This window comes from Buchnera aphidicola (Artemisaphis artemisicola) (assembly GCF_005082365.1).
GTDB classification, from domain to species: Bacteria; Pseudomonadota; Gammaproteobacteria; order Enterobacterales; family Enterobacteriaceae; genus Buchnera; species Buchnera aphidicola_AR.
The window spans coordinates 532,047-557,484 of record NZ_CP034900.1; the positions used below are offsets into that span (position 1 = coordinate 532,047).

Annotated in this window: 37 protein-coding genes, 1 tRNA gene and 2 rRNA genes; 3 read left to right on the forward strand and 37 right to left on the reverse strand. The window is 30.7% G+C overall.

The window, feature by feature from the left end; translation table 11 throughout:
• Window positions 1–11: 11 nt before the first annotated feature.
• Window positions 12–275, forward strand: coding sequence for a DUF493 family protein YbeD (gene ybeD / locus D9V59_RS02470; protein ID WP_158364762.1), 264 nt, complete (start codon window positions 12–14; stop codon window positions 273–275).
• A 101-nt stretch (window positions 276–376) separates the two neighbouring features.
• Here the strand turns inward: ybeD and cspE are convergent, their stop codons facing one another.
• From cspE to D9V59_RS02505, 7 genes are all read right to left on the reverse strand, one after another.
• Window positions 377–586, reverse strand: a complete 210-nt coding sequence (cspE, locus tag D9V59_RS02475; protein WP_025369112.1) for a transcription antiterminator/RNA stability regulator CspE — start codon at window positions 584–586, stop codon at window positions 377–379.
• Between the two features lie 282 nt (window positions 587–868).
• Window positions 869–984 (reverse strand): 5S ribosomal RNA (gene rrf, locus D9V59_RS02480).
• A 102-nt stretch (window positions 985–1,086) separates the two neighbouring features.
• A 23S ribosomal RNA gene (locus tag D9V59_RS02485) occupies window positions 1,087–4,002 on the reverse strand.
• A 145-nt stretch (window positions 4,003–4,147) separates the two neighbouring features.
• A tRNA-Glu gene (locus D9V59_RS02490) sits at window positions 4,148–4,220 on the reverse strand.
• Between the two features lie 135 nt (window positions 4,221–4,355).
• Window positions 4,356–5,210, reverse strand: a complete 855-nt coding sequence (gene aroE / locus D9V59_RS02495; protein WP_158364764.1) for a shikimate dehydrogenase — start codon at window positions 5,208–5,210, stop codon at window positions 4,356–4,358.
• Window positions 5,203–5,730, reverse strand: coding sequence for a Sua5/YciO/YrdC/YwlC family protein (locus D9V59_RS02500; protein ID WP_158365004.1), 528 nt, complete (start codon window positions 5,728–5,730; stop codon window positions 5,203–5,205). The genes aroE and D9V59_RS02500 overlap by 8 nt, the downstream gene beginning before the upstream one ends.
• A gap of 91 nt (window positions 5,731–5,821) precedes the next feature.
• On the reverse strand, window positions 5,822–6,295 hold the full coding sequence (locus D9V59_RS02505) for a DUF494 family protein (protein WP_158364766.1): 474 nt from the start codon (window positions 6,293–6,295) through the stop codon (window positions 5,822–5,824).
• 224 nt (window positions 6,296–6,519) lie between these two features.
• On the opposite strand from D9V59_RS02505, the gene def reads away from it, so the two are divergent.
• Together def and fmt are read left to right on the forward strand one after the other, a co-directional pair.
• Window positions 6,520–7,032 (forward strand): peptide deformylase, encoded by a 513-nt coding sequence (gene def, locus D9V59_RS02510; protein ID WP_158364768.1) that lies wholly within the window; start codon window positions 6,520–6,522, stop codon window positions 7,030–7,032.
• Between the two features lie 7 nt (window positions 7,033–7,039).
• The gene (fmt, locus tag D9V59_RS02515) at window positions 7,040–7,987 is read left to right on the forward strand and encodes a methionyl-tRNA formyltransferase (RefSeq protein WP_158364770.1); all 948 of its coding nucleotides are present in this window, start codon (window positions 7,040–7,042) and stop codon (window positions 7,985–7,987) included.
• Between the two features lie 119 nt (window positions 7,988–8,106).
• On the opposite strand, the gene rplQ is transcribed toward fmt, so the two are convergent.
• The 30 genes from rplQ to fusA all read right to left on the reverse strand — a co-directional run bounded on the left by rplQ (window position 8,107) and on the right by fusA (window position 25,356).
• Window positions 8,107–8,499 carry a 50S ribosomal protein L17 gene (gene rplQ / locus D9V59_RS02520; RefSeq protein ID WP_158364772.1) on the reverse strand — a complete coding sequence of 131 codons (393 nt, stop codon included), beginning with the start codon at window positions 8,497–8,499 and terminating at the stop codon, window positions 8,107–8,109.
• Between the two features lie 44 nt (window positions 8,500–8,543).
• On the reverse strand, window positions 8,544–9,533 hold the full coding sequence (locus D9V59_RS02525) for a DNA-directed RNA polymerase subunit alpha (protein WP_158364774.1): 990 nt from the start codon (window positions 9,531–9,533) through the stop codon (window positions 8,544–8,546).
• A gap of 28 nt (window positions 9,534–9,561) precedes the next feature.
• Window positions 9,562–10,182, reverse strand: coding sequence for a 30S ribosomal protein S4 (gene rpsD / locus D9V59_RS02530; RefSeq protein ID WP_158364776.1), 621 nt, complete (start codon window positions 10,180–10,182; stop codon window positions 9,562–9,564).
• A gap of 25 nt (window positions 10,183–10,207) precedes the next feature.
• Entirely contained in the window at window positions 10,208–10,603 is a 396-nt protein-coding gene (gene rpsK / locus D9V59_RS02535; RefSeq protein ID WP_158364778.1) for a 30S ribosomal protein S11, read from the reverse strand.
• Between the two features lie 16 nt (window positions 10,604–10,619).
• Window positions 10,620–10,976, reverse strand: a complete 357-nt coding sequence (gene rpsM / locus D9V59_RS02540) for a 30S ribosomal protein S13 (RefSeq protein ID WP_158364780.1) — start codon at window positions 10,974–10,976, stop codon at window positions 10,620–10,622.
• A 74-nt stretch (window positions 10,977–11,050) separates the two neighbouring features.
• Window positions 11,051–11,167 (reverse strand): 50S ribosomal protein L36, encoded by a 117-nt coding sequence (gene rpmJ / locus D9V59_RS02545; protein ID WP_158364782.1) that lies wholly within the window; start codon window positions 11,165–11,167, stop codon window positions 11,051–11,053.
• Between the two features lie 30 nt (window positions 11,168–11,197).
• Window positions 11,198–12,517, reverse strand: a complete 1,320-nt coding sequence (gene secY, locus D9V59_RS02550; RefSeq protein ID WP_158364784.1) for a preprotein translocase subunit SecY — start codon at window positions 12,515–12,517, stop codon at window positions 11,198–11,200.
• A gap of 10 nt (window positions 12,518–12,527) precedes the next feature.
• Window positions 12,528–12,962 carry a 50S ribosomal protein L15 gene (gene rplO / locus D9V59_RS02555; RefSeq protein ID WP_158364786.1) on the reverse strand — a complete coding sequence of 145 codons (435 nt, stop codon included), beginning with the start codon at window positions 12,960–12,962 and terminating at the stop codon, window positions 12,528–12,530.
• Between the two features lie 4 nt (window positions 12,963–12,966).
• The gene (rpmD, locus tag D9V59_RS02560) at window positions 12,967–13,146 is read right to left on the reverse strand and encodes a 50S ribosomal protein L30 (RefSeq protein ID WP_158364788.1); all 180 of its coding nucleotides are present in this window, start codon (window positions 13,144–13,146) and stop codon (window positions 12,967–12,969) included.
• A 10-nt stretch (window positions 13,147–13,156) separates the two neighbouring features.
• Window positions 13,157–13,660: a 30S ribosomal protein S5 gene (rpsE, locus tag D9V59_RS02565; protein WP_158364790.1), complete on the reverse strand. Its 504-nt coding sequence runs from the start codon at window positions 13,658–13,660 to the stop codon at window positions 13,157–13,159.
• Window positions 13,661–13,675: 15 nt separating this feature from the next.
• Window positions 13,676–14,044, reverse strand: coding sequence for a 50S ribosomal protein L18 (rplR, locus tag D9V59_RS02570; RefSeq protein WP_158364792.1), 369 nt, complete (start codon window positions 14,042–14,044; stop codon window positions 13,676–13,678).
• Between the two features lies 1 nt (window position 14,045).
• Entirely contained in the window at window positions 14,046–14,582 is a 537-nt protein-coding gene (gene rplF / locus D9V59_RS02575) for a 50S ribosomal protein L6 (RefSeq protein ID WP_158364794.1), read from the reverse strand.
• Window positions 14,583–14,593: 11 nt separating this feature from the next.
• Complete coding sequence (rpsH, locus tag D9V59_RS02580) at window positions 14,594–14,986, reverse strand: 30S ribosomal protein S8 (protein ID WP_158364796.1); 393 nt, start codon at window positions 14,984–14,986, stop codon at window positions 14,594–14,596.
• 27 nt (window positions 14,987–15,013) lie between these two features.
• Complete coding sequence (rpsN, locus tag D9V59_RS02585) at window positions 15,014–15,319, reverse strand: 30S ribosomal protein S14 (protein ID WP_158364798.1); 306 nt, start codon at window positions 15,317–15,319, stop codon at window positions 15,014–15,016.
• A gap of 12 nt (window positions 15,320–15,331) precedes the next feature.
• Window positions 15,332–15,871, reverse strand: coding sequence for a 50S ribosomal protein L5 (gene rplE / locus D9V59_RS02590; protein ID WP_158364800.1), 540 nt, complete (start codon window positions 15,869–15,871; stop codon window positions 15,332–15,334).
• A 14-nt stretch (window positions 15,872–15,885) separates the two neighbouring features.
• On the reverse strand, window positions 15,886–16,200 hold the full coding sequence (gene rplX / locus D9V59_RS02595) for a 50S ribosomal protein L24 (protein WP_158364802.1): 315 nt from the start codon (window positions 16,198–16,200) through the stop codon (window positions 15,886–15,888).
• A gap of 26 nt (window positions 16,201–16,226) precedes the next feature.
• A complete protein-coding gene (gene rplN / locus D9V59_RS02600; protein ID WP_158364804.1) occupies window positions 16,227–16,595 on the reverse strand; it encodes a 50S ribosomal protein L14 in 369 nt (122 codons plus the stop codon).
• A gap of 131 nt (window positions 16,596–16,726) precedes the next feature.
• Complete coding sequence (gene rpsQ, locus D9V59_RS02605) at window positions 16,727–16,981, reverse strand: 30S ribosomal protein S17 (protein WP_158364806.1); 255 nt, start codon at window positions 16,979–16,981, stop codon at window positions 16,727–16,729.
• Complete coding sequence (gene rpmC / locus D9V59_RS02610; RefSeq protein ID WP_158364808.1) at window positions 16,978–17,175, reverse strand: 50S ribosomal protein L29; 198 nt, start codon at window positions 17,173–17,175, stop codon at window positions 16,978–16,980. Before rpmC ends, rpsQ begins: the two co-directional genes overlap by 4 nt.
• On the reverse strand, window positions 17,175–17,585 hold the full coding sequence (rplP, locus tag D9V59_RS02615) for a 50S ribosomal protein L16 (RefSeq protein ID WP_158364810.1): 411 nt from the start codon (window positions 17,583–17,585) through the stop codon (window positions 17,175–17,177). The genes rpmC and rplP overlap by 1 nt, the downstream gene beginning before the upstream one ends.
• A 17-nt stretch (window positions 17,586–17,602) precedes the next feature.
• Complete coding sequence (rpsC, locus tag D9V59_RS02620; protein ID WP_158364812.1) at window positions 17,603–18,307, reverse strand: 30S ribosomal protein S3; 705 nt, start codon at window positions 18,305–18,307, stop codon at window positions 17,603–17,605.
• A gap of 18 nt (window positions 18,308–18,325) precedes the next feature.
• A complete protein-coding gene (gene rplV / locus D9V59_RS02625; RefSeq protein ID WP_158364814.1) occupies window positions 18,326–18,658 on the reverse strand; it encodes a 50S ribosomal protein L22 in 333 nt (110 codons plus the stop codon).
• A gap of 26 nt (window positions 18,659–18,684) precedes the next feature.
• Window positions 18,685–18,963 (reverse strand): 30S ribosomal protein S19, encoded by a 279-nt coding sequence (gene rpsS / locus D9V59_RS02630; RefSeq protein WP_158364816.1) that lies wholly within the window; start codon window positions 18,961–18,963, stop codon window positions 18,685–18,687.
• A gap of 20 nt (window positions 18,964–18,983) precedes the next feature.
• Window positions 18,984–19,805, reverse strand: coding sequence for a 50S ribosomal protein L2 (gene rplB, locus D9V59_RS02635; RefSeq protein WP_158364819.1), 822 nt, complete (start codon window positions 19,803–19,805; stop codon window positions 18,984–18,986).
• Between the two features lie 15 nt (window positions 19,806–19,820).
• On the reverse strand, window positions 19,821–20,123 hold the full coding sequence (gene rplW, locus D9V59_RS02640; RefSeq protein ID WP_158364821.1) for a 50S ribosomal protein L23: 303 nt from the start codon (window positions 20,121–20,123) through the stop codon (window positions 19,821–19,823).
• A complete protein-coding gene (gene rplD, locus D9V59_RS02645; RefSeq protein ID WP_158364823.1) occupies window positions 20,120–20,725 on the reverse strand; it encodes a 50S ribosomal protein L4 in 606 nt (201 codons plus the stop codon). The genes rplW and rplD overlap by 4 nt, the downstream gene beginning before the upstream one ends.
• Window positions 20,726–20,742: 17 nt before the next feature.
• Entirely contained in the window at window positions 20,743–21,372 is a 630-nt protein-coding gene (gene rplC, locus D9V59_RS02650) for a 50S ribosomal protein L3 (protein ID WP_158364825.1), read from the reverse strand.
• Window positions 21,373–21,397: 25 nt separating this feature from the next.
• Entirely contained in the window at window positions 21,398–21,709 is a 312-nt protein-coding gene (rpsJ, locus tag D9V59_RS02655; RefSeq protein ID WP_009874476.1) for a 30S ribosomal protein S10, read from the reverse strand.
• A 303-nt stretch (window positions 21,710–22,012) separates the two neighbouring features.
• Window positions 22,013–23,197, reverse strand: coding sequence for an elongation factor Tu (gene tuf / locus D9V59_RS02660; RefSeq protein WP_158364827.1), 1,185 nt, complete (start codon window positions 23,195–23,197; stop codon window positions 22,013–22,015).
• Window positions 23,198–23,247: 50 nt separating this feature from the next.
• Window positions 23,248–25,356 carry an elongation factor G gene (gene fusA, locus D9V59_RS02665; RefSeq protein WP_158364829.1) on the reverse strand — a complete coding sequence of 703 codons (2,109 nt, stop codon included), beginning with the start codon at window positions 25,354–25,356 and terminating at the stop codon, window positions 23,248–23,250.
• Window positions 25,357–25,438: the final 82 nt, after the last annotated feature.

Consider the following 25,438-nt stretch of genomic DNA (forward strand, 5'->3'; position numbering starts at 1 on the left):
TGGGATTAATAATGAAAACAAAATTACGAGAAATGTTAAAATTCCCTTGTTTTTTTACTTATAAGATCATTGGCTTAGCTCAACCTGAACTTATTGATCAAATAATAAAAGTCATTCAAATCCAGATTCCAGGAGATTATACACCTCAAGTTAAATCGAGTAATAGAGGTAATTATCTTTCTGTTTCAATTACAATATGTGCTAAAAATTTTGAACAAATTGAAGTTTTATATCATGAAATTAGTAAAATTAATATAGTTAGAATGGTTTTATAAAAAAAAGTAATTTTTGAAATATAGTACAGCCCTATTAAAGAGCCGTACTATAAAAAACATATTTATGCTTATATTATAAGAATGAAAAAAGATAAACAACTTTATAAACTAACAACATTAGCAGCAGATGGGCCTTTTGCTCCTTCAGTGATTTCAAATTCAACACTTTGACCTTCTGCTAAAGTTTTAAAACCATTGCTTTGTATAGCTGAAAAATGAACAAATACATCTTTACTTCCATCTTCTGGAGTAATAAAACCGAAACCTTTGGATTCATTAAACCATTTAACATTACCTTTAATCTTGGACATCTATATTACCTTCACATAAAAAAATATACTAAATTAAAAAAACATCAATCAATAATTATTGATTGTTTTATCATAAAAAAATTTAAATTCTAAATAGATTAACATGTAAATTTATTGTTATCTAGAAAGTAATTTACTTTTAAAAAATCTTCATTTAAAATTTTAATAAAAAATATTTTTACATTTTAATACTATACTATTGATAAATTAAAATAGTAATACATTTTTTAAAAAATTTATTTTACATATAAAAAAACCCGAAAAAAATTTCGGGTTTTTTTTGCCTGGATTTTACCTACTCTCACACGGGGAGACCCCGTACTACCATTGGCGTTGAAGCGTTTCACTTCTGAGTTCGGAATGGATTCAGGTGGTACCACTACACTATTTTTACCAGGCATTTTAATAAAAATGTATTATTAAAATATATATTAGCTTAGTAATTAATTCAGTAAAACAAGCTTTGTTAAAATTTATTTTAAAAACACCTCTGGTGTTGTAAGATTAAGCCTCTTGGGTCATTAGTACTAGTTAGCTCAACATATCACTATGCTTACACATCTAGCCTATCAACGTCGTAGTCTTCGACGACCCTTCAGTAAACATTTCTGTTTCAGGGAAGATTCATCTTGGGGCAAGTTTCGTGCTTATATGCGTTCAGCGCTTATCTTTTCCGCATTTAGCTACCGGGCAATGCCATTGGCATGACAACCCGAACACCAGTGATGCGTCCACTTCGGTCCTCTCGTACTAGAAGTAGCCCCCCTCAATCTTCCAACGCCCACGGCAGATAGGGACCGAACTGTCTCACGACGTTCTAAACCCAGCTCGCGTACCACTTTAAATGGCGAACAGCCATACCCTTGGGACCTGCTTCAGCCCCAGGATGTGATGAGCCGACATCGAGGTGCCAAACACCGCCGTCGATATGAACTCTTGGGCGGTATCAGCCTGTTATCCCCGGAGTACCTTTTATCCGTTGAGCGATGGCCCTTCCATTCAGAACCACCGGATCACTAAGACCTGCTTTCGCATCTGCTCGCGTTATCACGCTCACAGTCAAACTGGCTTATGCCTTTGCACTAACCTCACGATGTCCGACCGTGATTAGCCAATCTTCGTGCTCCTCCGTTACTCTTTGGGAGGAGACCGCCCCAGTCAAACTACCCACCAGACACTGTCTCTGTACCGGATTACGGCACTAGGTTAGAACACCAAATTGTAAAGGGTGGTATTTCAAGATTGGCTCCATTAAAACTAGCGTTTTAACTTCAAAGCCTCCCACCTATCCTACACATTAAAATTCAGAATTCAGTGTCAAGCTATAGTAAAGGTTCACGGGGTCTTTCCGTCTTGCCGCGGATATACTGCATCTTCACAGCAATTTCAATTTCACTGAGTCCCAGGTGGAGACAGCCTGGCCATCATTACGCCATTCGTGCAGGTCGGAACTTACCCGACAAGGAATTTCGCTACCTTAGGACCGTTATAGTTACGGCCGCCGTTTACCGGGGCTTCAGTCTAGAGCTTTAAGTATTACCTTTGACTCTTTCGATTAACCTTCCGGCACCGGGCAGGCGTCACACCGTATACTTCCACTTTCGTGTTTGCACAGTGCTGTGTTTTTAATAAACAGTTGCAGCCAGCTGGTATCTTCGACTAGGTTCAGCTATAAGAGTAAATCTTTTCACTTAATTCTAGTGTGCCTTCTCCCGAAGTTACGGCACTATTTTGCCTAGTTCCTTCACCTGGGTTCTCTCAAGCGCCTTAGTATTCTCTACCTAACCACCTGTGTCGGTTTAGGGTACGATTTAAATATTACCTGATGCTTAGAGGCTTTTCTTGGAAGTATGGTATCAGTTACTTTGTCACCTTGATGACTCGTCGTCATGCCTCAGATTAAAGATAACCGGATTTGCCTAGTTATCATACCTACACATTTAAACCAGGATAACCGTCACCTGGATAACTTAACCTTCTTCGTCCCCCCTTCGCAGTAATATTAAGCACAGGAATATTAACCTGTTGTCCATCGACTACGCTTTTCAGCCTCGCCTTAGGGGTCGGCTTACCCTGCCCCGATTAACGTTGGACAGGAAACCTTGGTTTTTCGGCGAGCAGGTTTTTCACCTGCTTTATCGTTACTCATGTCAGCATTCGCACTTCTGATACCTCCAATATACTTTACAATATATCTTCTTTGGCTTACAGAACGCTCCCCTACCCAGTAAAAAAATATTTTTACTGCCGCAGCTTCGGTGCATAGTTTGAGCCCCGTTATATCTTCCGCGCAGGCCGACTTGACCAGTGAGCTATTACGCTTTCTTTAAATGATGGCTGCTTCTAAGCCAACATCCTGGCTGTTTATGCCTTCCCACATCGTTTCCCACTTAACTATGACTTTGGGACCTTAGCTGGCGGTCTGGGTTGTTTCCCTTTCCACAACGAACGTTAGCACCCGCTGTGTGTCTCCCGTGATAACATTCTACGGTATTCGGAGTTTGCATCGGTTTGGTAAGCCGGGATGGCCCCCTATCCGAAACAGTGCTCTACCCCCGAAGATGAATTCACGAGGCGCTACCTAAATAGCTTTCGGGGAGAACCAGCTATCTCCCGGTTTGATTGGCCTTTCACCCCTAGCCATAGGTCATCCGCTGATTTTTCAACATCAGTCGGTTCGGTCCTCCAGTTGGTTTTACCCAACCTTCAACCTGCCCGTGGCTAGATCACCGGGTTTCGGGTCTGTACCCTGAAACTTAACGCCTATTTAGGACTCGGTTTCCCTTCGGCTCCCCTATTCGGTTAACCTTGCTACAGAGTACAAGTCGCTGACCCATTATACAAAAGGTACGCAGTCACAAATTATTAAAAAATATGCTTCCACTGCTTGTACGTACACGGTTTCAGGATCTATTTCACTCCCCTCGCCGGGGTTCTTTTCGCCTTTCCCTTACGGTACTAGTTCACTATCGGTCAGTCAGGAGTATTTAGCCTTGGAGGATGGTCCCCCCATATTCAAACAGGATTTCTCGTGTCCCGCTCTACTTTTCGAACTCACAATATAAATTATTTTGTATACTGGGCTATCACCATGTATCGCTGAATTTTCCAAATCATTCTACTATAATTTATATTGATTATAGTTCTGGGCTGTTCCCTTTTCGCTCGCCACTACTAAGGGAATCTCGGTTGATTTCTTTTCCTCAAGGTACTTAGATGTTTCAGTTCCCTTGGTTTGCTTTATTAACTTATTTAATTCAGTTAATAATGATGTATTAAGTACATCGGGTTTCCCCATTCGGATATCGACGGTTATTACGCTTCATATCAGCTTGCCGACGCTTTTCGCAGATTAGCACGTCCTTCTTCGCCTCTGACTGCCAAGGCATTCACCATGTACGCTTATTTGCTTAATCTTACAACCCACAGGTGTTTTAAAAAATAAGCTATTATTTGCTTGTTTTCCGAATTTTTAAAGAGCTTTTTAAATTTATCTTAAAAGTTATATTGAGAATAACACAAAGTTTTAAATTAGTATATATTTATTTTTTAAAATTTTATCGTCCCCTAGGGGATTTGAACCCCTGTTGCCGCCGTGAAAGGGCGATGTCCTAGACCTCTAGACGAAGGGGACTTTACTACTATATTAAATTTTAATTTAACATTACAATAAATAACAGATCAAAAAAAAAGAGTCAAGTCTTTTCTGTATTAATTTATTAAAAATTTAAAACAAACTGAATTAAAAAATTTTTCAATAAAATACAATCTATACTCTTTCTTGTTTTGATAAAATATTTTTTTCTTTATTCAAAAACTGAATAATATAATCTGTTTCTGGCAATATTTTGTGCCATAAAAGAAAAGAATGAGCAGCTTGAAAAACCAACATTCCTATGCCATTAGAAAAAAAATTAGCCCCTATTTTTATACACCAATCTATAAAAAAAACATTATTTTTTTGATAATTCATATCATAAAAAAAAGTCTTTGGAGAAATTAAAGATAAAGAAATAGCATTTACTTGTTCTTGATTAAAATTTGATGTTGCATTAATAATTAAATCAAAATGTTTAATATCTAATAACGATCTATCGAATATTTTAATATTTCCATATTTTTGAAATTGAATAATTATCTTTTTTGAATTTTCTATAGTTCTATTTAAGATGAAAACTGAACAACCAAAAGATAAAAGAGAAAAAAGAATTCCTTTAACTGCACCACCAGCACCTAATATTAATATTGAATATTTTTTTTTTATAAAATCTAATCTAATAAGATCAGATAATAGTCCAATTCCATCTGTATTATCTCCTAAAAAATGCTTATCATCTATTTTTTGTATTGTATTTACAGATTTAGCAATTTTTGCTCTTTGAGTTAATTCAGTGCAAAATGCATATGCTTCTTGTTTAAAAGGAACTGTAATATTTGCACCTTTACCATTTTTTTGAAAAAAATTATATAAAATAGGATAAAAATCTTTTAATGAAACATTAATAGAAGTATAAGAATGCAAAATACCTGTTTGTTGAGCAAATAAACTATGAATTACAGGAGATTTGCTATAGTGAACAGGATTTCCAAAAAGAGCATAATTATATTTTTGATATTTAAACATTTCGAATTAACTTTCCATTCATTATATTAACAATTTTAGAAGGATATTTTTCATCACCTATTTTACCATTTAACAATGGAAAATTTTTGCCAAAATATTTAAAAACTTCTTCACGCGTGATACAAGGAGTCATATTTGAAATGTTTGCACTAGTAGATATTAAAGCTTTTCCAAAAGTATTGCATAATTTTATTATTTCAATATGAGCACTTATACGAACAGCTATAGTATTAAACTTTCCAGTTAACCAATAAGGCGTATTTGTCTTAGCTGGAAGTAAAAAAGTAAAAGGTCCTGGCCAATGAAGAAAAATTTTATTTTTTTGTTTTTCTGATAAATCATATTCATTAATATACATTTTTATTTGATTAAAATTTGAAGCTACTAGTATAAATCCTTTTTCTACAGTTCTATTTTTTAAATAAAGTAGTTTTTTTACAGCTTCTTCACTAGTTGGATCGCATCCAAGACCAAACATCGATTCCGTAGGATATGCAATTACATTTTTATTATGTAACATTTTTACACAATAAAGTAATGAATCCGAAAAAAAATCTTTATCCATTGATAATTTCTCAAAAAAGTATTTTTTACTAATCCACACAAAATATTTAATGAATTATTTCTTCTCTAAAATTAAACAATAAATTTTCAAGTTTTTGATATACTATCTCGCAACCTGGTAAATTAAATAAAATAATTAATATAATCCATTTTAAATCTTCAAGATTTAATTCATAAATGTCTAATTCCATAATTCTTTCAATAATTATTTCTCTTGTATCTAATGTTAATATCTCTAACTGTTCTAAAAATAATATAAATCCACGACAATCAACATTTAATTTAAAAGATTCTTCCTTGGTATAAATTCTAGTAGAAATTTGATTACATGATAAATTCATTGATGAAATAATATTTTTTTTGTAAGAAGAAAGATTTTTTAACCAACGTAAAGCATTATAAATATCTCTTTTTTTAAACCCTATGTTAGATAAATCATTTTTTAAGTTATCATAATCAACAGATATTTTAGATTCACTATGCGCATAAGTTTCAAATAAATATATTAATATATCAAACATTACATCCTCGATCACATATTAAAAAATTTAAATATTTAGTAATATATTCTATATATAAGTTTATCATGAGTATTATTAATATATAATATGAAAAATATTATAATTGTTATAAAAAATGTTATAAAAGATATAGTCTTGTATTTAAAATAAAATTAGTAAACTTTTAATTATAATAAAAAAGTTTATAATAATATATAAAATTCAACTATTTTCATTTAAAATATATGTCTTTGTTAAAAATACTTCACTATCCTGATAAACGTTTAAGAGTTATTGCTAAACCTGTAAATAATATTAATAATAATATAAAAAATATTGTAAATAATATGCTAGATACCATGTATCAAGAAAATGGCATTGGTCTAGCAGCAACTCAAGTAAATATTCCATTACAAATTATAGTTGTTAGTGCAATGGAAAAAGAAAAAAATAATCTAGTATTAATTAATCCTAAAATTCTAAAAAAAGAAGGAAATATTAGTATTGAAGAAGGATGTTTATCAATTCCTGAATATCGTGCTCTCATACCAAGATTTAATCATATAAAAGTTCAAGCTATTAATTTACATGGAAAAAAAATAGAAATAGAAACAGAATCAATAGTATCTATTTGTATACAACATGAAATAGATCATCTTAAAGGAAAATTATTTATTGATTATCTATCAAAATTAAAACAAGAAAGACTTTACAAAAAATTTAAAAAAGTAGAAAAAAATATTCTATTAAGGAAATAAAAAAAATTTGAAAAAATTAAAAATTATTTTTGCTGGAACAGCCTATTTTTCTGCTGAACATCTAAATACACTCATTTCTTCTTCACATGATGTGGTTGCGGTACTTAGCAAACCAGATAGTTTATCTGGAAGAGGACAAAAAATTATTTTTTCTCCTGTAAAAATAATATCTATAAATAATAATATTCCTATATTTCAACCTGATAATTTAAATGATCAAATTTTTCAAGATAAACTTTTACATATTAATGCAGATATTATGATAGTTGTATCTTATGGAAAAATTATACCAAAAAAAATTTTAAATATGTTTCCTAATGGATGTATCAACATCCATGCTTCACTTCTACCTAGATGGAGAGGAGCCTCTCCTATTCAATCATCGATTCTCAATGGTGACAAAAAAACAGGTATCAGTATTATTGAAATGGATGATACTATTGATACTGGAAATATAATACATTCAATTACATGTAATATATCTTCAAAAGATACAACTCAAAGTTTATCTTTAAAATTAATAAAAATTGGAACGAAAGCATTGTTAGAAGTCTTAGAAAAAATTATTAAAAAAAGTATAGTAAAAAAAAAACAAAATGAAAGAGATGCAACTCTATCAAAAAAAATACACAAAAAAGACGCTTTATTAAACTGGAATTTAAAAGCTGAAGAATTAGAACGTACAATACGAGCTTTTATTCCTTGGCCAGTATGCCATTTTATATTAAAAAACAAAGCTATAAAAATATGGAAGGCAAAAGTTATTCCTTTAAATAAAAAAAATTTTTCTATAGGAGAAATAATTTCTTGTAACCAGAATGGTATTCAAATTAATACACTTTATCAAATATTAAATATCGAAAAAATTCAACTTCCTGGACAAAAAATTATGGATGTTAAAAATGTGCTAACTTCTAAAAAAAATTTATTTAAAATTGGGACTATTATTATATAATATACAAAATTTAAATACATTTTATATAATTTTTAAGAAAAAATAAGCAAACGGTATTAAACCGTTTGCTTAAATAAAGAATAAATATAATTTTATTTAAATAAAAATATTTTTATATTTTATTCTTCTATAATTTCTTCTTTTTTATTTTTTTTTACACGATCAACTAATTCAATATAAGCCATAGGAGCCTTATCTCCAGATCGAAATCCACATTTTAAAATACGCGTATAACCACCCAATCTATTTAAAAAACAAGGGCCTAATTTTTTAAATAATTTGGCAACTATACTATTATCACGAATACGAGAAAATACTAATCGTCTATTAGAAAGGGTATCTTTTTTAGATAACGTAATAATGGGTTCAACAACACGACGTAGTTCTTTCGCTTTAGATAATGTGGTTTTTATAATTTCATGCATAAATAATGAACATGCCATATTTTTTAACATTGCATTAAGATGAGAACGATTACGGCCTAATTGACGACCGATTTTCCTATGACGCATAAATATATTCCTTCTATTAGAATATTAATACACAATATTATACATTATTCATCTAAAATACTCGATGGAGGCCAATTTTCTAATCTCATGCCAAGAGATAAATTCCGAGAAGCTAATATATCTTTAATTTCAGTTAAAGATTTTTTACCTAAATTAGGAGTTTTTAATAATTCTACTTCAGTTCTTTGTACTAAATCACCTATATAATGTATAGATTCTGCTTTAAGACAATTTGCCGAACGAACTGTTAGTTCTAAATCATCTACTGGACGTAATAAAATAGGTTCAAATTCAGGTTTTGATTCTTTAATTTCTAGTTCACGCACATCTCTTAAATCAACAAAAGCTTCTAATTGTTCAGATAAAATAGTTGCTGCTCTTCGAATTGCTTCCTCTGGATCAATGGTTCCATTTGTTTCCATTTCAATAATTAACTTATCTAAATCTGTTCTTTGTTCTACACGAGCTGCTTCTACATTATAAGAAATTCTATCTATAGGACTATAACAAGCATCTACTAATAAACAACCTATAGGTCTTAAATCTTCTTCTATGTGAATTCTAGAAGAAGCGGGCATATAACCTCTACCACGCTGCACTTTAATTTTCATTTTAATAGAAGCATTTTCGTAAGTTAAATGACAAATAACATGTTCTGGTTTAATAATCTCAACATCACTATTATGTATAATATCTCCAGCAGTTACAGAACCAATTCCAGATTTATTTAATGTAAGAAAAACTTCATCTTTACCGTATACTTTTACAGCTAATCCTTTTAGATTTAACAATATTTCTAAAATATCTTCTTGTATTCCTTCTTTAGTACTATACTCATGAAGTACTCCATCAATTTCCACTTCAGTTACTGCGCATCCTGGCATAGAAGAAAGAAGAATTCTGCGAAGTGCATTACCTAACGTATGACCAAAACCTCTTTCTAATGGTTCCAAAGTGACTTTAGTGTGAGTTGCACTAATTTGCTCAATATCAACTAGTCTGGGTTTTAAAAAACCCATGATAGAATTCTGCATATTATCCTCTCTTTAACAGTCAACTTTATTATTTAGAATAAAGTTCAACAATCAAGTATTCATTGATTTCTGCAGATAAATCAGAACGTTCAGGATATCTTTTAAAAACACCTTTCATTGTCGTAACATCAACTTCCAACCAAATAGGCTTTTCTCTTTGCTCAACTAGTTCTAAAGCAGCTTTTATACGTGATTGATTCTTAGATTTATCTCTGATAGAGATTTCATCATTTGGAGATATCCGATATGAAGAAATGTTAACTATTTTTTTATTAACCATAACAGATTTATGATTAATTAATTGTCTTGATTCAGCTCGAGTACAACCAAAACCCATACGATAAACAACATTATCTAATCTAGATTCTAATAATTGTAACAAATTCGCTCCAGTATTACCTTTTAAACGAGCAGCAAGTTTATAATATATCTTAAATTGACGCTCTAAAACACCATATAAGCGACGAACTTTTTGTTTTTCACGCAATTGAACTGCATAATCAGATAATCTGGGTTTTCGAATTCCATGTTGTCCAGGAGGATGTTCTAATTTACATTTTGACTCTATCGCACGAAGCCCTGACTTTAAAAACAAATCAGTACCTTCACGTCTACTGAGTTTTAATTTGGGACCTAAATATTTGGCCATTTTATTCTCCAATAATTCCTAAAAATTACACACGACGTTTTTTAGGAGGACGGCAACCATTATGAGGAATAGGTGTTACATCAGTAATATTAGTAATACGAAATCCAGCTGCATTTAAAGCTCTAATAGTAGACTCCCTTCCTGGACCTGGACCTTTTACCATTACTTCTAAATTTTTTATACCATAATCTTTTACTATTTCAGCGCAACGTTCAGCAGCAACTTGTGCAGCAAAAGGAGTAGACTTACGAGAACCTCTAAAACCAGAACCACCAGAAGTTGCCCAACCTAAAGAATTACCTTGTCTATCAGTAATAGTTACAATAGTATTATTAAAAGATGCATGAATATGAGCTATACCATCTAAAATTTGTTTTTTCGCACGTTTGCGAATTCTAGGAGATACTGAATTCTTTACCATAATTCAAATTACCTATTTATTTTTTTATTGGTTTTCGAGGACCTTTGCATGTTCTAGCATTAGTCTTAGTTCTTTGTCCGTGTACCGGAAGATTTCTACGGTGACGTAGACCGCGATAACAATTTAAATCAATTAAACGTTTGATATTTAATGTTCTTTCTCTTCTTAAATCGCCTTCGGTAACATATTTTGCAACATGTATTCTTAATAATTCAAGTTGCTCTTCATTTAAATCTATAATTTTAGAATGTTCAGAAACATTAGACATTAAACAAATCAATTTAGAACGTTTTTTACCAATCCCATATATTGCAGTTAACGCAATTAAAGTATGCTTATGTTCAGGAATGTTAATACCTGCAATACGTGCCATATTATAAAATCCTATAAATTGATTATAAATTAAAATTAATAAGTACAATTGTAACAACTTCTAATTAATAAAAATCAACCTTGACGTTGCTTATGTTTCGGATCATTTCGACAAATAACTCTTACAACATTATGTCTTTTTATTATTTTGCAATTTCGACAAAGTACTTTCACAGAAGCTTGTACTTTCATAATTTTTTCCTAAATAGCTTTATATAATTTTTAATTAAGATTAGATTTTTTTAATATCGAGTCATATTGACTAGACATAATTAATGTTTGAATTTGAGAAATAAAATCCATAATAACTACAACAACAATTAATAATGAAGTTCCACCAAAATAAAACGGTACATTCATAAAACTTTTCATAAATTCTGGCATTAAACAAATAAATGTAATATATAAAGAACCTACTAACGTAAGTCTTAACATTATTTTACTAATATATTTAGCTGTTTGTTCACCAGGTCTAATACCTGAAATAAAAGCACCTGATTTCTTTAAATTATCTGCAGTTTCACGAGGATTAAAAACTAATCCTGTATAAAAAAAACAAAAAAATATGATTGCAGATATATATATAATCAAATATAAGGGTTGATTAGGTTGAAAAGCAAATAAAAAAGATTTTAACCATTTCCAATTATCACTTACTTTAAACCAGGATATAATCGTTGCAGGAAAAAGAACAATACTAGAAGCAAAAATTGCCGGTATTACACCAGCCATATTAATTTTTAAAGGCAAATGAGTGCTTTGTGCTGAATATATACGTCGACCTTTTTGACGCTGTGCATAATGCACTATAATTTTTCTTTGACCTCGTTCAATAAAAACAACGAGAAAAACAACTAAAAACATAAATATTAAAACAAAAAGAAATAATAAAAAATTTAAATTTCCTTGTCTTGTTTGTTCAATAGTATTTCCGATAGCAGCAGGCAAGCTTGCTATTATTCCTATAAAAATAATAATTGAAATACCATTTCCAATGCCACATTCTGTGATCAACTCACCTAACCACATTAAAAACATAGTACCCGTTACTAAGCTTATTACCGCAATTAAATAAAAATAAAAATTAGCATTAATAATAATGCTATGAGTTCCTACGATGTTAGGAAGATTTGTTGTAATTCCAATAGATTGTAAAACAGCTAATATTAAAGTAACATATCTAGTATACTGATTAATTTTATAACGACCAGATTCCCCTTCTTTTTTTATTTCAGATAAAGCAGGATATACTAAAGTTAATAACTGAATAATAATAGAAGCTGATATATATGGCATAATACCTAGAGCAAAAATAGAAGCACGACTTAAAGCACCTCCAGAAAACATATTGAACATATCAATAATAGTGCCTTTTTGATTATTTAGTATTTTGGATAAAACACTAGTATCAATTCCAGGAATTGGAATAAATGAACCTATACGAAATACAATAAGAGCCATTATCAAAAAGATAATTCTTTGTTTTAATTCGCTAATACCTTTGTTAGTATTATGAAAGTTTAATCCAATTTTATTTACCATTTTTTATCGGTCATTCCTCAATTGTACCACCAAATTTTTCAATCTCAGCACGAGCACCTTTAGTTACATACAATCCTTTAATTATCAAAGATTTTTGTAATTTTCCTGAAAGAATGATTTTTGCATATTTAACATTTTTTTTAATAATATTTTCTTTTTTTAATAGATCAATATTAATAATATTTGTAGATAAATTAGATAAATCTGCTAATCGTACTTCTACTGTAATATTTTTTTTATGAGAATGAAAACCAAATTTTGGCAATCTTCTATATAAAGGCATTTGACCCCCTTCAAAACCACGACGAATACTACTGCCTGATCTAGATTTTTGACCTTTATGTCCTCGTCCTGCAGTTTTTCCAAATCCTGAACCAATACCACGACCTAATCTTTTTCTATTTCTACGAGATCCATTAGCTGGAGAAAGAGTATTTAAGTACATATTTCTATGCCTCTTTAACTTTTAAAATATAAGAAATTTTTTTTATCATACCTTGAATAGATGGTGTATCTGGACGTATTACAGTATGTCCAATATAGCGCAACCCTAATCCAATTAATGTTTTTTTATGTTTAGGTAATCTTCCTATTGCACTTTTGATTTGAGTAATTTTTACATTTTTCATAAAATATAATTTATCCTAATATATCTTTAATACGTTTGTTTCTTTTAGCAGCAATCATCTTCGGGGATTTCATATTGATTAAACCATTCATTGTTGCTCGAACTATATTTATAGGATTAGTAGAACCATAAGTTTTAGCTAGTACATTATGTATTCCTGCTACTTCTAAAACTGCTCTCATAGCTCCTCCTGCAATTATTCCTGTTCCATCAGAAGCAGGTTTCATAAAAACATTCGAACCAGTATGAGAACCTTTTAATGAATGCTGTAAAGTTTTATTAATTAATGGTATAGTAATCATATTGCGTTTAGCTTTTTCCATAGCTTTTTGAATTGCAGCAGGTACTTCACGTGCTTTTCCATAACCAAAACCAACACGACCATCTCCATTTCCAACTACAGTTAATGCTGTAAAAGAGAATATACGACCACCTTTAACAGTTTTAGAAACACGATTTACTGTAATTAATTTTTCTTGTAAATCATTATTATTTTTTTTTTCAATATTAATCATTCTATTATTTTCACCTTAAAACTTTAATCCAACTTCACGTGCAGATTCAGCTAAAACTTGCACACGACCATGATATTTAAAACCAGATCGATCAAAAGAAACATTGGATATTCCTTTCAATAAAGCTCTTTCTGCAATAATTTTTCCTACTTTTGCTGCAGCCTCTTTATTGCCTGTATATTTTAAACCACATTTTATGTTTTTTTCTAAAGTTGAAGCAAATACTAATACTTTAGATTCCGTATAAGAAATAATTTGAGCATAAATGTGACGTGGAGTACGATGTACAACTAGTCGAATAGCATTTAGTTCTTTCAGTTTACAACGTGTTTTCATGGATCGGCGTATGCGAGACATTATTTTGTTTTTATTAGAAAAAATCATTTTATTTTTTCTTAGCCTCTTTTATTCGTATAACTTCATCTGAATATCGAATACCTTTGCCTTTATAAGGTTCTGGTATACGATAAGAACGTAAATTAGCAGCAATTTGTCCAACTAACTGTTTATCTATTCCTTTAATAATAATTTCTGTTGGAGAAGGATTTTCTACATCAATACCTTTAGGCAAATAATATTTAATAATATGAGAATAACCTAAAGACATATTAATAACATTATCTTTCATTATAGATACACGATAACCTACTCCAGATAATTGTAATTTTTTGATAAATTTTTTAGAAACACCTATAATCATAGAATTTACAAGAGCTCTTGAAGTACCAGCTTGAGCCCAACCATCTGAAAAACCTAAACGAGGTGAAAATATTATTTTATTATTTAAATATTCAACTTGAACTGATTGATGAATAGTACGTGAAAGCTCACCATATTCTCCTTTAATTGATATTATTTGAGAATCTAATCGAATATTAATGTTAGAAGGAACAATAATTGGACATTTAGCAACACGAGACATTATTCCTCCATTTAAGACACATAACAAACAATTTCACCGCCAAGACCTACTTGACGAGCCTTACGATCTGTCATAACCCCTTGAGAAGTAGAAATTACTGCTATTCCCAAACCAGCCATAACTTTAGGTAAATTATTCTTTTTTTTATATATTCGTAAACTTGGACGACTAATGCGCTTAATAGTTTCTATAACAGATTTTCCTTCAAAATATTTTAAAAATACTTCTAATTCTAATTTAGAAGTTCCTGTAATTTTAAAATTTTGAATATATCCTTCTTTTTTTAATAATTCTACAATAGATTTTTTTAATTTAGATGAAGGTATTTTTACAGAAAATTTATTAGCTGATTGACCATTCCTAATACGAGTTAACATATCTGATACTGGATCTTGCATGCTCATTTTAAACTCCAAACTAAAAAATTATATTTACCAACTAGATTTTTTTAAACCAGGTATTTCACCTTTCATAGCAGCTTCTCTAACTTTAATTCGACTTAATCCAAACTTTCTTAAAAAAGCATGTGGACGACCTGTTTGACGACATCGATTTCTTTGACGTGAAGGACTAGAATCGCGTGGAAAAGATTGCAATTTAAGAACTGCATTCCAACGTTCATCTTCCGAATAATTCATATTAGAAATAATATTTTTCAATTCAATACGTTGTGTATAAAATTTATTAGCTAATTTTATACGTTTAACTTCTCGTGCTTTCATTGATTGTTTGGCCATTGAATAACCTTTTTATTTGCGAAAAGGAAAATTAAAAGCAGATAACAATAGACGTCCTTCATGATCAGATTTAGCAGTAGTAGTTATAGTTATATCTAATCCGCGAACTTTATCAATTTTATCATAATCAATTTCCGGGAAAATAATCTGTTCACGTATTCCTAAACTATAATTGCCTTGACCATCAAAAGAATTGCTTGATAAACCACGAAAATCACGAATACGAGGAATAGCAATAACTATTAAACGTTCAAAAAAATCCCATTTTTTTTGACCACGCAACGTTACTTTACATCCAATAGGATAACCTTGACGAATTTTAAAACCAGCTAAAGATTTACGAGCTTTAGTAATCAACGGTTTTTGTCCTGATATTGCAGTTAAATCTAAAATAGCATGTTCTAAAACTTTTTTATCAGAAACTGAAGCACCAACGCCCATATTTAAGGTTATTTTATCAATCTTAGGAACTTGCATAATAGAACGATAATTTAATTGAAACATAAGATTTTTTATAACTTTTGATCTATAAAAATTATACAGTGTTGCCATTATATTACTCCAAACTATTTAATCGTTTTTTTATTAGATTTAAAAAAACGAACTTTTTTCCCTTCTTCAAATCTAAAACCAATTCGATCTGGTTTATTTGATTCAGGATTTAAAATAGCAATATTTGATATTTGAATAGGAGCCTCTTTTTCTACAATACCCCCGTTTTTATTTTGAGATGGTACTGGTTTTTGATGTTTTTTAATTAAGTTTAATCCATTAATAATAACTTTATTCGAAGATAAAATGTTTTTAATAGTGCTTTTTTTCCCTTTATCTTTTCCAATCAAAATAATAATTTTATCATTACGACGTAACTTTGCAGCCATTTTTGCTTCCTTTAAAAATTTAAAAACTATAGAACTTCTGGAGCTAATGAAATAATTTTCATAAATTTTTCTGTTCTTAATTCTCGAGTAACAGGACCAAAAATACGAGTGCCAATAGGTTGTTCATTATTATTTAGTACAACACAAGAGTTTCTATCAAAACGAATTACAGAACCATCTGTTCTTCTTACTCCTTTCTTAGTTCTCACTACTACTGCTTTAAGAACATCACCTTTTTTAACTTTTCCTCTAGGTATTGCTTCTTTAATTGTAATCTTAATAATATCTCCAATACCCGCATATCGTCGACGAGAACCACCTAATACTTTAATACACATAGCTGAGCGTGCACCAGAGTTATCAGATACATGTAAAATTGTTTGTTCTTGAATCATATTTTTATAACTCCAATGAGTTTAATAAAATATAAAAATTATTATCTAAAATAATTTTATTATAACATTAGTAATGTTGTATGAACAGAAAACATGAGCAGACCTGAGTTTGTTCATGTTTTTAAAATTTTTTAAAAAATATTTTTTTTAACAATACGCACTAAAATCCAAGATTTTGTTTTAGAAATTGGACGAGATTCACGAATTTCTATTAAATCTCCTACAGTGCATTCATTTTTTTCATCATGAACATGAAGTTTTGTGGTACGTTTAATAAATTTTCCATAAATATTATGTTTTATAAAACGCTCAATTGCAACTACAGCAGACTTTTGCATTTTGTTACTTACAACCCGACCTTGTAAAGTACGAATATTTTCCATTATTTTAATCTTTCCTTCTCTATGAGCAACGTCTTTATTTGAGCAATATTTCTTCTTACTTTACGCAATAAATGAGGAGTTTTTAATTTTCCTGAAACAGACTGCATACGTAAATTAAATTGCTCTCGTAATAATTGTAAAAGTTCTATATTAAGATCTTTTTTACTTTTTTTTCTTAACTCTACTATTGCCGTCATTACATCACCATTTTGGTTACAAAAGTGGTTTTAATTGGCAGTTTAGCTGCTGCTAATTTAAATGCTTCTCGAGATTCTTCTTCACTAACTCCATCTAATTCATAAAGAATTTTTCCAGGTTGTACTAAGGCGACCCAATATTCAACACTCCCTTTTCCTTTTCCCATTCTTACTTCTAATGGTTTTTGAGTTATAGGTTTGTCAGGAAATATACGTATCCACATTTTTCCTTGTCTTTTAATACAACGAGTTATAGCTCTTCTTGCAGATTCAATTTGACGAGCAGTTAAACGACCTCTATCAGTAGCTTTTAAGCCAAAAGTACCAAAATTAATATTAGTACCAGAAGCTAATCCTCTATTTCGACCTTTATGCATTTTTCGAAATTTAGTACGTTTTGGTTGCAACATTATTAGCTTCTCTCTTTTTATTGCTTTCTATTTTTACGGTGTTGCTTTTTCGTCTGAACAGAAGGTTTTTCTAATTTTTCAATTGCTTCCATGCCTCCTAATATTTCTCCCTTAAAAATCCACACCTTTACTCCTATTACACCATAAGTTGTATGTGCTTCTGAAGTACTGTAATCAATATTAGCACGAAGAGTATGAAGAGGAACTCTTCCTTCTCGATACCACTCTCTACGTGCTATTTCTGCGCCTCCTAAACGACCACTTACTTCAACTTTAATGCCTTTAGCACCTTGTCTCATTGCATTTTGAACTGATCTTTTCATAGCACGTCTAAACATAACTCTTCTTTCTAATTGAGAACTAATATTATCTGAAACAAGTTTAGCATCTAATTCAGGTTTGCGAACTTCAGAAATATTAATTTGAACTGGAACTCCGGTAATTTTCGCAATAGAAACTCTTAATTTTTCTACATCTTCTCCTTTTTTTCCAATAACAATACCAGGTCTAGCAGTATAAATAATAACTCGAATACTTTTAGCAGGTCTTTCAATAACAATTCTAGAAATTGATGCTTTTGCTAATTCTTTTTTTAAAAACTCACGAACTTTATAGTCGCTATCTAAATTATTAGCAAAATCTTTAGTATTAGAAAACCAAATAGAATTCCATTTTTTTATTATACCTAATCTCATACCGTTAGGATGTACTTTCTGTCCCATTATTGACTCTCCTTAATATTAATGATCAGATACAATAACAGTAATATGACTAGTACGTTTTAAAATACGATCTGCACGTCCTTTAGCACGAGGCATCATTCTTTTCATAGTTGAACCCTCATTAACAAAGATTTTTTTAATTCTTAGTTGATCTATGTCTGCACCTTGATTATGTTCTGCATTAGCTATAGCGGATTCAAGAACTTTTTTGACTAAAATAGCTGCTTTTTTATTTGTAAAATTTAAAATATTTAACGCTTGAGGAACTTTTTTATTACGAATTAAATCTGCAATTAAACGTACTTTTTGTGCAGAAGAACGAGCTTGACGATGTTGAGCTAAAGTTTCCATTTACTCCTCTTTTTTATTTATTTTATTTAACGTTTTTTTATTTTTTTATCTGCAGCATGTCCTCTATAAGTACGAGTTAAAGCAAATTCACCTAATTTATGTCCTACCATTTCTTCAGTGATAAAAATAGGAATATGATTACGACCATTATGAATTGATATTGTTAAACCTACCATATTTGGGAAAATAGTTGAACGTCTAGACCATGTTTTTATAGGTTTTTTATTATTTGTTTTTACTGATTTGTCTACTTTTTTCAATAAACTTACATCAATAAAAGGACCTTTCTTAAGAGAACGCGGCATAAAATGATCCTCTACAATAATTATTTTTTACGATGACGTAAAATAAATTTTTCAGTACGTTTATTTTTACGAGTTTTTTTTCCTTTAGTCTGAATACCCCATGGTGTAACTGGATGCTTGCCAAAATTTCTTCCTTCACCACCTCCATGCGGATGATCAACAGGATTCATAGCTGTACCGCGTACAGTAGGTCGAACTCCTATCCAACGAGAAGCTCCTGCTTTCCCTAAAACTTTTAACATATGTTCAGAATTTCCAACTTCTCCAATAGTAGCTCGACAATTAGATCTGATTCTTCTCATTTCACCAGAACGTAAACGTAAAGTTGCATATTCTTCGTCAATAGCTACTAATTGAACATAACTTCCTGCAGAACGAGCTATTTGACCGCCTTTTCCCGGTCTCATTTCTACGTTATGAATAAATGTACCTACAGGAATATTTTTAATTAATAAAGAGTTTCCTATTTTTATAGAAGCATTTAAACCAGATACTACAGTATCTCCAATATTTAAATTCTTTGCAGCTAGAATATAATTTCTTGTACCATCTTTATATAATATTAAAGCAATATTAGAAGAACGATTAGGATCGTATTCAATTTTTTCTACAATAGCTTCTATATTATCTTTATTTCTTTTAAAATCTATAATACGATATGCTCTTTTATGTCTACCACCAATATGACGTGTTGTAATTCTACCATTATTATTTCGGCCACCACTTTTGCTATTTTTTCTTACTAAAGATGAAAATGGTTTCCCTTTATATAACTTTGTATTAACAATTTTGATAACGTGGCGACGACCCGGAGATGTCGGTTTGCATTTAACAATTGCCATTGTTTTGTCCTCCGACTACTCTGTATTACCTATGAAATCTAAATTATACCCTTTTTTTACTTTAATATAAGCTTTTTTCCAATCACTTTTTTGAACAATACGATTAGATTGACGCTTTTTTTTACCTTTTATTTTTAATGTTTTCACACTATCAACTTCTACGTTAAATATTTTTTTTACTGCATATTTTATTTCATATTTTGTGGCATTATTTAAAACTTTTAAAACAATAGTATTAAATTTTTCTATAGATATAGATGACTTTTCAGATACATGTGGTGAAAGTAATATTTTAAACAAACGTTCTTCAGCAATCATGAAAGTATTTCCTCTACTTTTTTAATCGCTTCAACAGTAATAATAACATGTTCAAAAGCAATTAAACTAACAGGATCTATAGCATAAACGTCTTTCACATCAACTGAATATAAATTTCTAGATGCTAAAAATAAATTATTATCTACTTTAGTTGAAATAATAAGAACGTTTTTTAAATCCATTTCTTGTAATTTGTTCACTAAAAGTTTAGTTTTAGGTAAATTAAGCGAAAAATCTTTAAAAACTATTAATCTTTTTTGACGTATTAGTTCAGAAAAAATACTTTTTAATGCACCACGATACATTTTTTTATTAACTTTTTGACTGTATTCTTGTGGTTTTGAAGCAAATGTAACACCACCTGAACGCCAAATAGGACTTCTAAAAGATCCTGCACGAGCTCGACCTGTACCTTTTTGACGCCATGGTTTCTTGCCTGATCCAGAAACTTCTGAACGACTTTTTTGTGCTCTCGTACCTTGACGGGTAGATGCTGAATAAGCAATAACGACTTGATGAATTAGAGCTTTATTAAAATCACAACTAAAAATGATTTCAGAAACACTAAGAACACTTTGTATGTCTTTAACTACTAATTCCATTCTTTACTCCTCACTGCTCAAACCTTAATAGCTGGTTTAACGATAAGATCACTACCGGTAGCACCGGGAACAGCGCCTTTAACTAAAAGAAGATTTTTATTTTCATCAACATGAATAACATTTAAATTTTGTATAGTAACTCTATGATTTCCTAACTGTCCTGACATTTTTTTACCTTTAAACACTCTTCCTGGAGTTTGATTTTGACCGATAGAACCAGGTACTCTATGAGATAAAGAGTTTCCATGTGTTGCATCTTGTGTGTGAAAATTCCAACGTTTTACTGTGCCACAAAAACCTTTTCCTTTAGAAATACCTGTAACGTCAACTTTTTTTATATTAATAAAAATATTAATTTTAATACTTTGTCCTAACTTAAAAATTTCATTTTTATTAATTTTAAACTCCCACAAACCACGACCTGGAGTTACACCGGATTTTAAAAAGTGACCTGCTTTTGGTTTCGTTAATCTATTTGATTTTTGTGTGCCAGTTGTTACTTGAATAGCATAATAAAAATCAGTATTTATATTTTTTACTTGTGTAACTCGATTTTCTTGAAGTTCGATTACTGTAACTGGCAATGAAATTCCTTCCTTAGTAAAAATACGAGTCATACCAAGTTTTCTTCCAACTAGACCAATCATTTTCTTAATACCTTAATCTATCTAATTAACCTAAACTAATTTGTACATCTACGCCGGCAGCAAGATCTAAACGCATTAAAGCATCGACAGTTTTTTCAGTAGGTTCTACTATATCAATTAAACGCTTATGAGTGCGAATTTCATATTGATCACGCGCATCCTTATTTACATGTGGAGAAACTAAAATTGTAAAACGTTCTTTACGAGTTGGTAGAGGAATTGGTCCTCTTACTTGTGCACCAGTTCTTTTTGCCGTTTCGACAATTTCTGTAGTTGATTGATCAATTAATCTATGATCAAAAGCTTTTAAACGAATACGAATTCTTTGGTTCTGCATCAGCTCAGAACTCCAATTATTTACACAGTAAAAATTTAATCTGCTCTAAATGAATACATTTAAGAGTAGATCTAATTAAGTGTCACTATATGACTCCTATATCAGGAGTGTTGTAATTTCAAAAATTGTTATATATAATATAACATTTTAAGAAGACATATTAATATTAAAAAAAATTTTTTAAAAAATTATTTTGGAATTATATACTAAAGCAATTAGATTAATCAAGAAAAGAGCATTTTATACTCTTTTCTTAATAAATTCAAATAGATATCAAAACAAAATATTTTTTATATCAAATAACTATATTAAAACTTTTGACACAACACCAGCTCCAACAGTTCGACCGCCTTCGCGTATAGCAAATCGCAATCCATCAGCCATCGCAATAGGATTAATTAAAGTAACAATCATTTTTATATTATCTCCTGGCATTACCATTTCAACGCCTTCTGGTAATTCAATAGAACCTGTTACATCAGTAGTTCTAAAATAAAACTGAGGACGATATCCCTTAAAAAATGGAGTATGGCGCCCACCTTCTTCTTTGGATAAAACATAAACTTCAGACTCAAATGTTGTATGTGGATGAATACTACCTGGTTTTGCTAAAACTTGACCTCTTTCAATTTCATCACGCTTCGTTCCACGAAGCAAAACTCCTACATTTTCTCCAGCACGACCTTCATCTAATAATTTTCTAAACATTTCTACTCCTGTACAAGTAGTTTTAGTTGTTTTTTTAATACCTACAATTTCTACTTCTTCACCAACTTTTATAACACCTTTTTCAACTCTTCCAGTTACTACTGTCCCTCTTCCTGATATAGAAAAAACATCTTCTATTGGCAATAAAAAAGGTTGATCAATTGCTCTTTTTGGTTCAGGAATATAACTGTCTAAAAATTTAGATAAATCAATTATTTTTGATTCCCATTCAGGTTCGCCTTCTAATGCTTTAAGAGCTGAACCTCTAATAATAGGAGTGTCATCTCCAGGAAAATTATATTGTGTTAATAAATCACGAACTTCCATTTCTACTAGTTCAAGTAATTCTTCATCATCTACCATATCACATTTATTAAGAAATACAATAATATAGGGAACACCTACTTGTCTTCCAAGTAAAATATGTTCACGAGTTTGAGGCATTGGTCCATCTGTTGCTGCAACAACTAAAATCGCACCATCCATTTGAGCTGCACCAGTAATCATGTTTTTAATATAATCAGCATGACCTGGACAGTCTACATGAGCGTAATGTCTAAGTTCAGTATCATATTCTACATGAGAAGTGTTAATTGTAATACCTCTTGCTTTTTCTTCTGGTGCATTATCTATTTGATCAAAAGCTCTTGCAGAACCGCCATATTTTTTAGATAAAACAGTAGTAATAGCTGCAGTTAAAGTTGTCTTACCATGATCTACATGACCAATAGTGCCTACATTTATATGAGGTTTTAAACGTTTGAAAATTTCTTTAGACATTTTAATTCCTTAAATTATATATTTCAAAAATAAAGATTATATACAAAATTCTATTTTTCTCTTTTTTGAATAATTTCTTTAGAAACACTATAAGGTGCTTCTACGTATTTTAAAAATTCCATACAATAAGAAGCTCTTCCTTGAGTTTGAGAACGTAAATCAGTAGCATAACCAAACATTTCAGATAAAGGCACACATGCGTTAATAATTTTGCCAACTGATAAATCTTGCATTCCTTCGATAACACCACGTCTGCGATTTAAATCACCTATTACATCCCCCATATAATCATCTGGAGTTTCTACTTCTACTTTCATAATTGGTTCTAATAAAACTGGTTTAGCTTGTTTAAAACCTGCTTTAAATGCTGTAGAAGCTGCTACTTTAAAAGCTAATTCAGATGAATCAACATCATGATAAGAACCAAAATAAAGACGCACTCCAATATCAACTACAGGATAACCAGCTAATGGACCATATTTTAATTGTTCTTGAATTCCTTTATCAACTGCTGAAATATATTCATTAGGTATTATTCCGCCTTTTATGTCATTAATAAATAAGTATCCCTTACCTCCTGGATCTAGCGGAAATAATTCTAGAACAACATGACCGTATTGACCTCTTCCACCTGATTGTTTAATATATTTACCTTCGATATCACTAACTTTATTAAGAATTGTTTCACGATATGCTACTTGAGGAGTTCCAATGTTAGCATCAACACTAAATTCTCGTTTCATACGATCAATGATAATTTCTAAATGTAACTCACCCATACCAGAAATTATCGTTTGATTAGATTCTTGATCAGTTCTCACTCTAAAAGAAGGATCTTCTTTTGCTAATCTTCCTAATGCTAAACCCATTTTTTCTTGATCAATTTTAGTTTTAGGTTCTACTGAAATAGATATAACTGGTTCTGGAAACTCCATTTGTTCTAAAATAATTGGTTCTTTTAAATCACATAACGTATCTCCAGTAGTAACATCTTTCAATCCAATAGCCGCAGCTATATCACCTGCGTGCACTTCTTTTATTTCCTCTCTTTTATTTGCATGCATTTGAACGATTCTGCCAAATCTTTCTCTTTGAGATTTAACAGAATTAAATATAGTATCTCCAGACTTCACTACTCCTGAATAGACTCGAAAGAACGTTAAATTACCTACAAATGGATCATTAGCAATCTTAAAAGCTAAAGCTGAAAAAGGAGCTTGATCATTAGAATTTCGAATAGCTACAGTGTTTTTACCATCATTTAATACACCTTTAATATCTTGAATATCATTAGGAGCAGGTAAATATTCAATAATTGCATCTAATAAAGCTTGAACTCCTTTATTTTTAAATGCTGAACCACAAGTAATAAGCGTTATTTCGTCATTTAAAGCACGTTTTCGCAATGCAAATTTAATTTCATATTCAGATAGTTGAATTCCATTTAAGTATTTGTCTAAAAGATCTTCATTAGATTCTACTGCAGATTCAAGTAATTTTTGATGCCATTTTTCAGATAAGTCTACCATTTCTAATGGAATTTCTTTATAATGAAACGTCAAACCTTGATCAGCGTCTTGCCAATAAATAGCTTTCATTTTAATTAAATCTATTATACCAATAAAAGTATCTTCTGAACCAATTGCTAATTGAAGAGGAACCGGATTAGCGCCTAAACGTGTTTTAATTTGCTTTACTACTTTTAAGAAATTTGCTCCCATACGATCCATTTTATTTATAAATGCTATACGAGGTACTTTGTATTTGTTAGCTTGACGCCATACAGTCTCTGACTGAGGCTGTACACCACCTACTGCACAATACACCATAACAGCACCATCTAATACACGCATTGATCGTTCTACTTCTATAGTAAAATCAACATGTCCTGGTGTATCAATAATATTTATTCTATGAGGTTCAAATTGCTGCGCCATTCCACTCCAAAACGTTGTAGTTGCAGCTGATGTAATAGTTATTCCTCTTTCTTGTTCTTGCTCCATCCAATCCATTGTAGCAGCACCATCATGTACTTCTCCAATTTTGTGATTAACACCAGTATAAAATAAAATTCTTTCAGTAGTAGTTGTTTTTCCTGCATCGATGTGAGCGCTAATGCCAATATTACGATATCGAGAAATAGGTGTTATACGAGACATTATCTTTCTCTTATTTTAAAGTTTTTAAAAATTACTATTTATAATGAGTCTTATTAAGATAATTTCCTTAATATAATTTAAA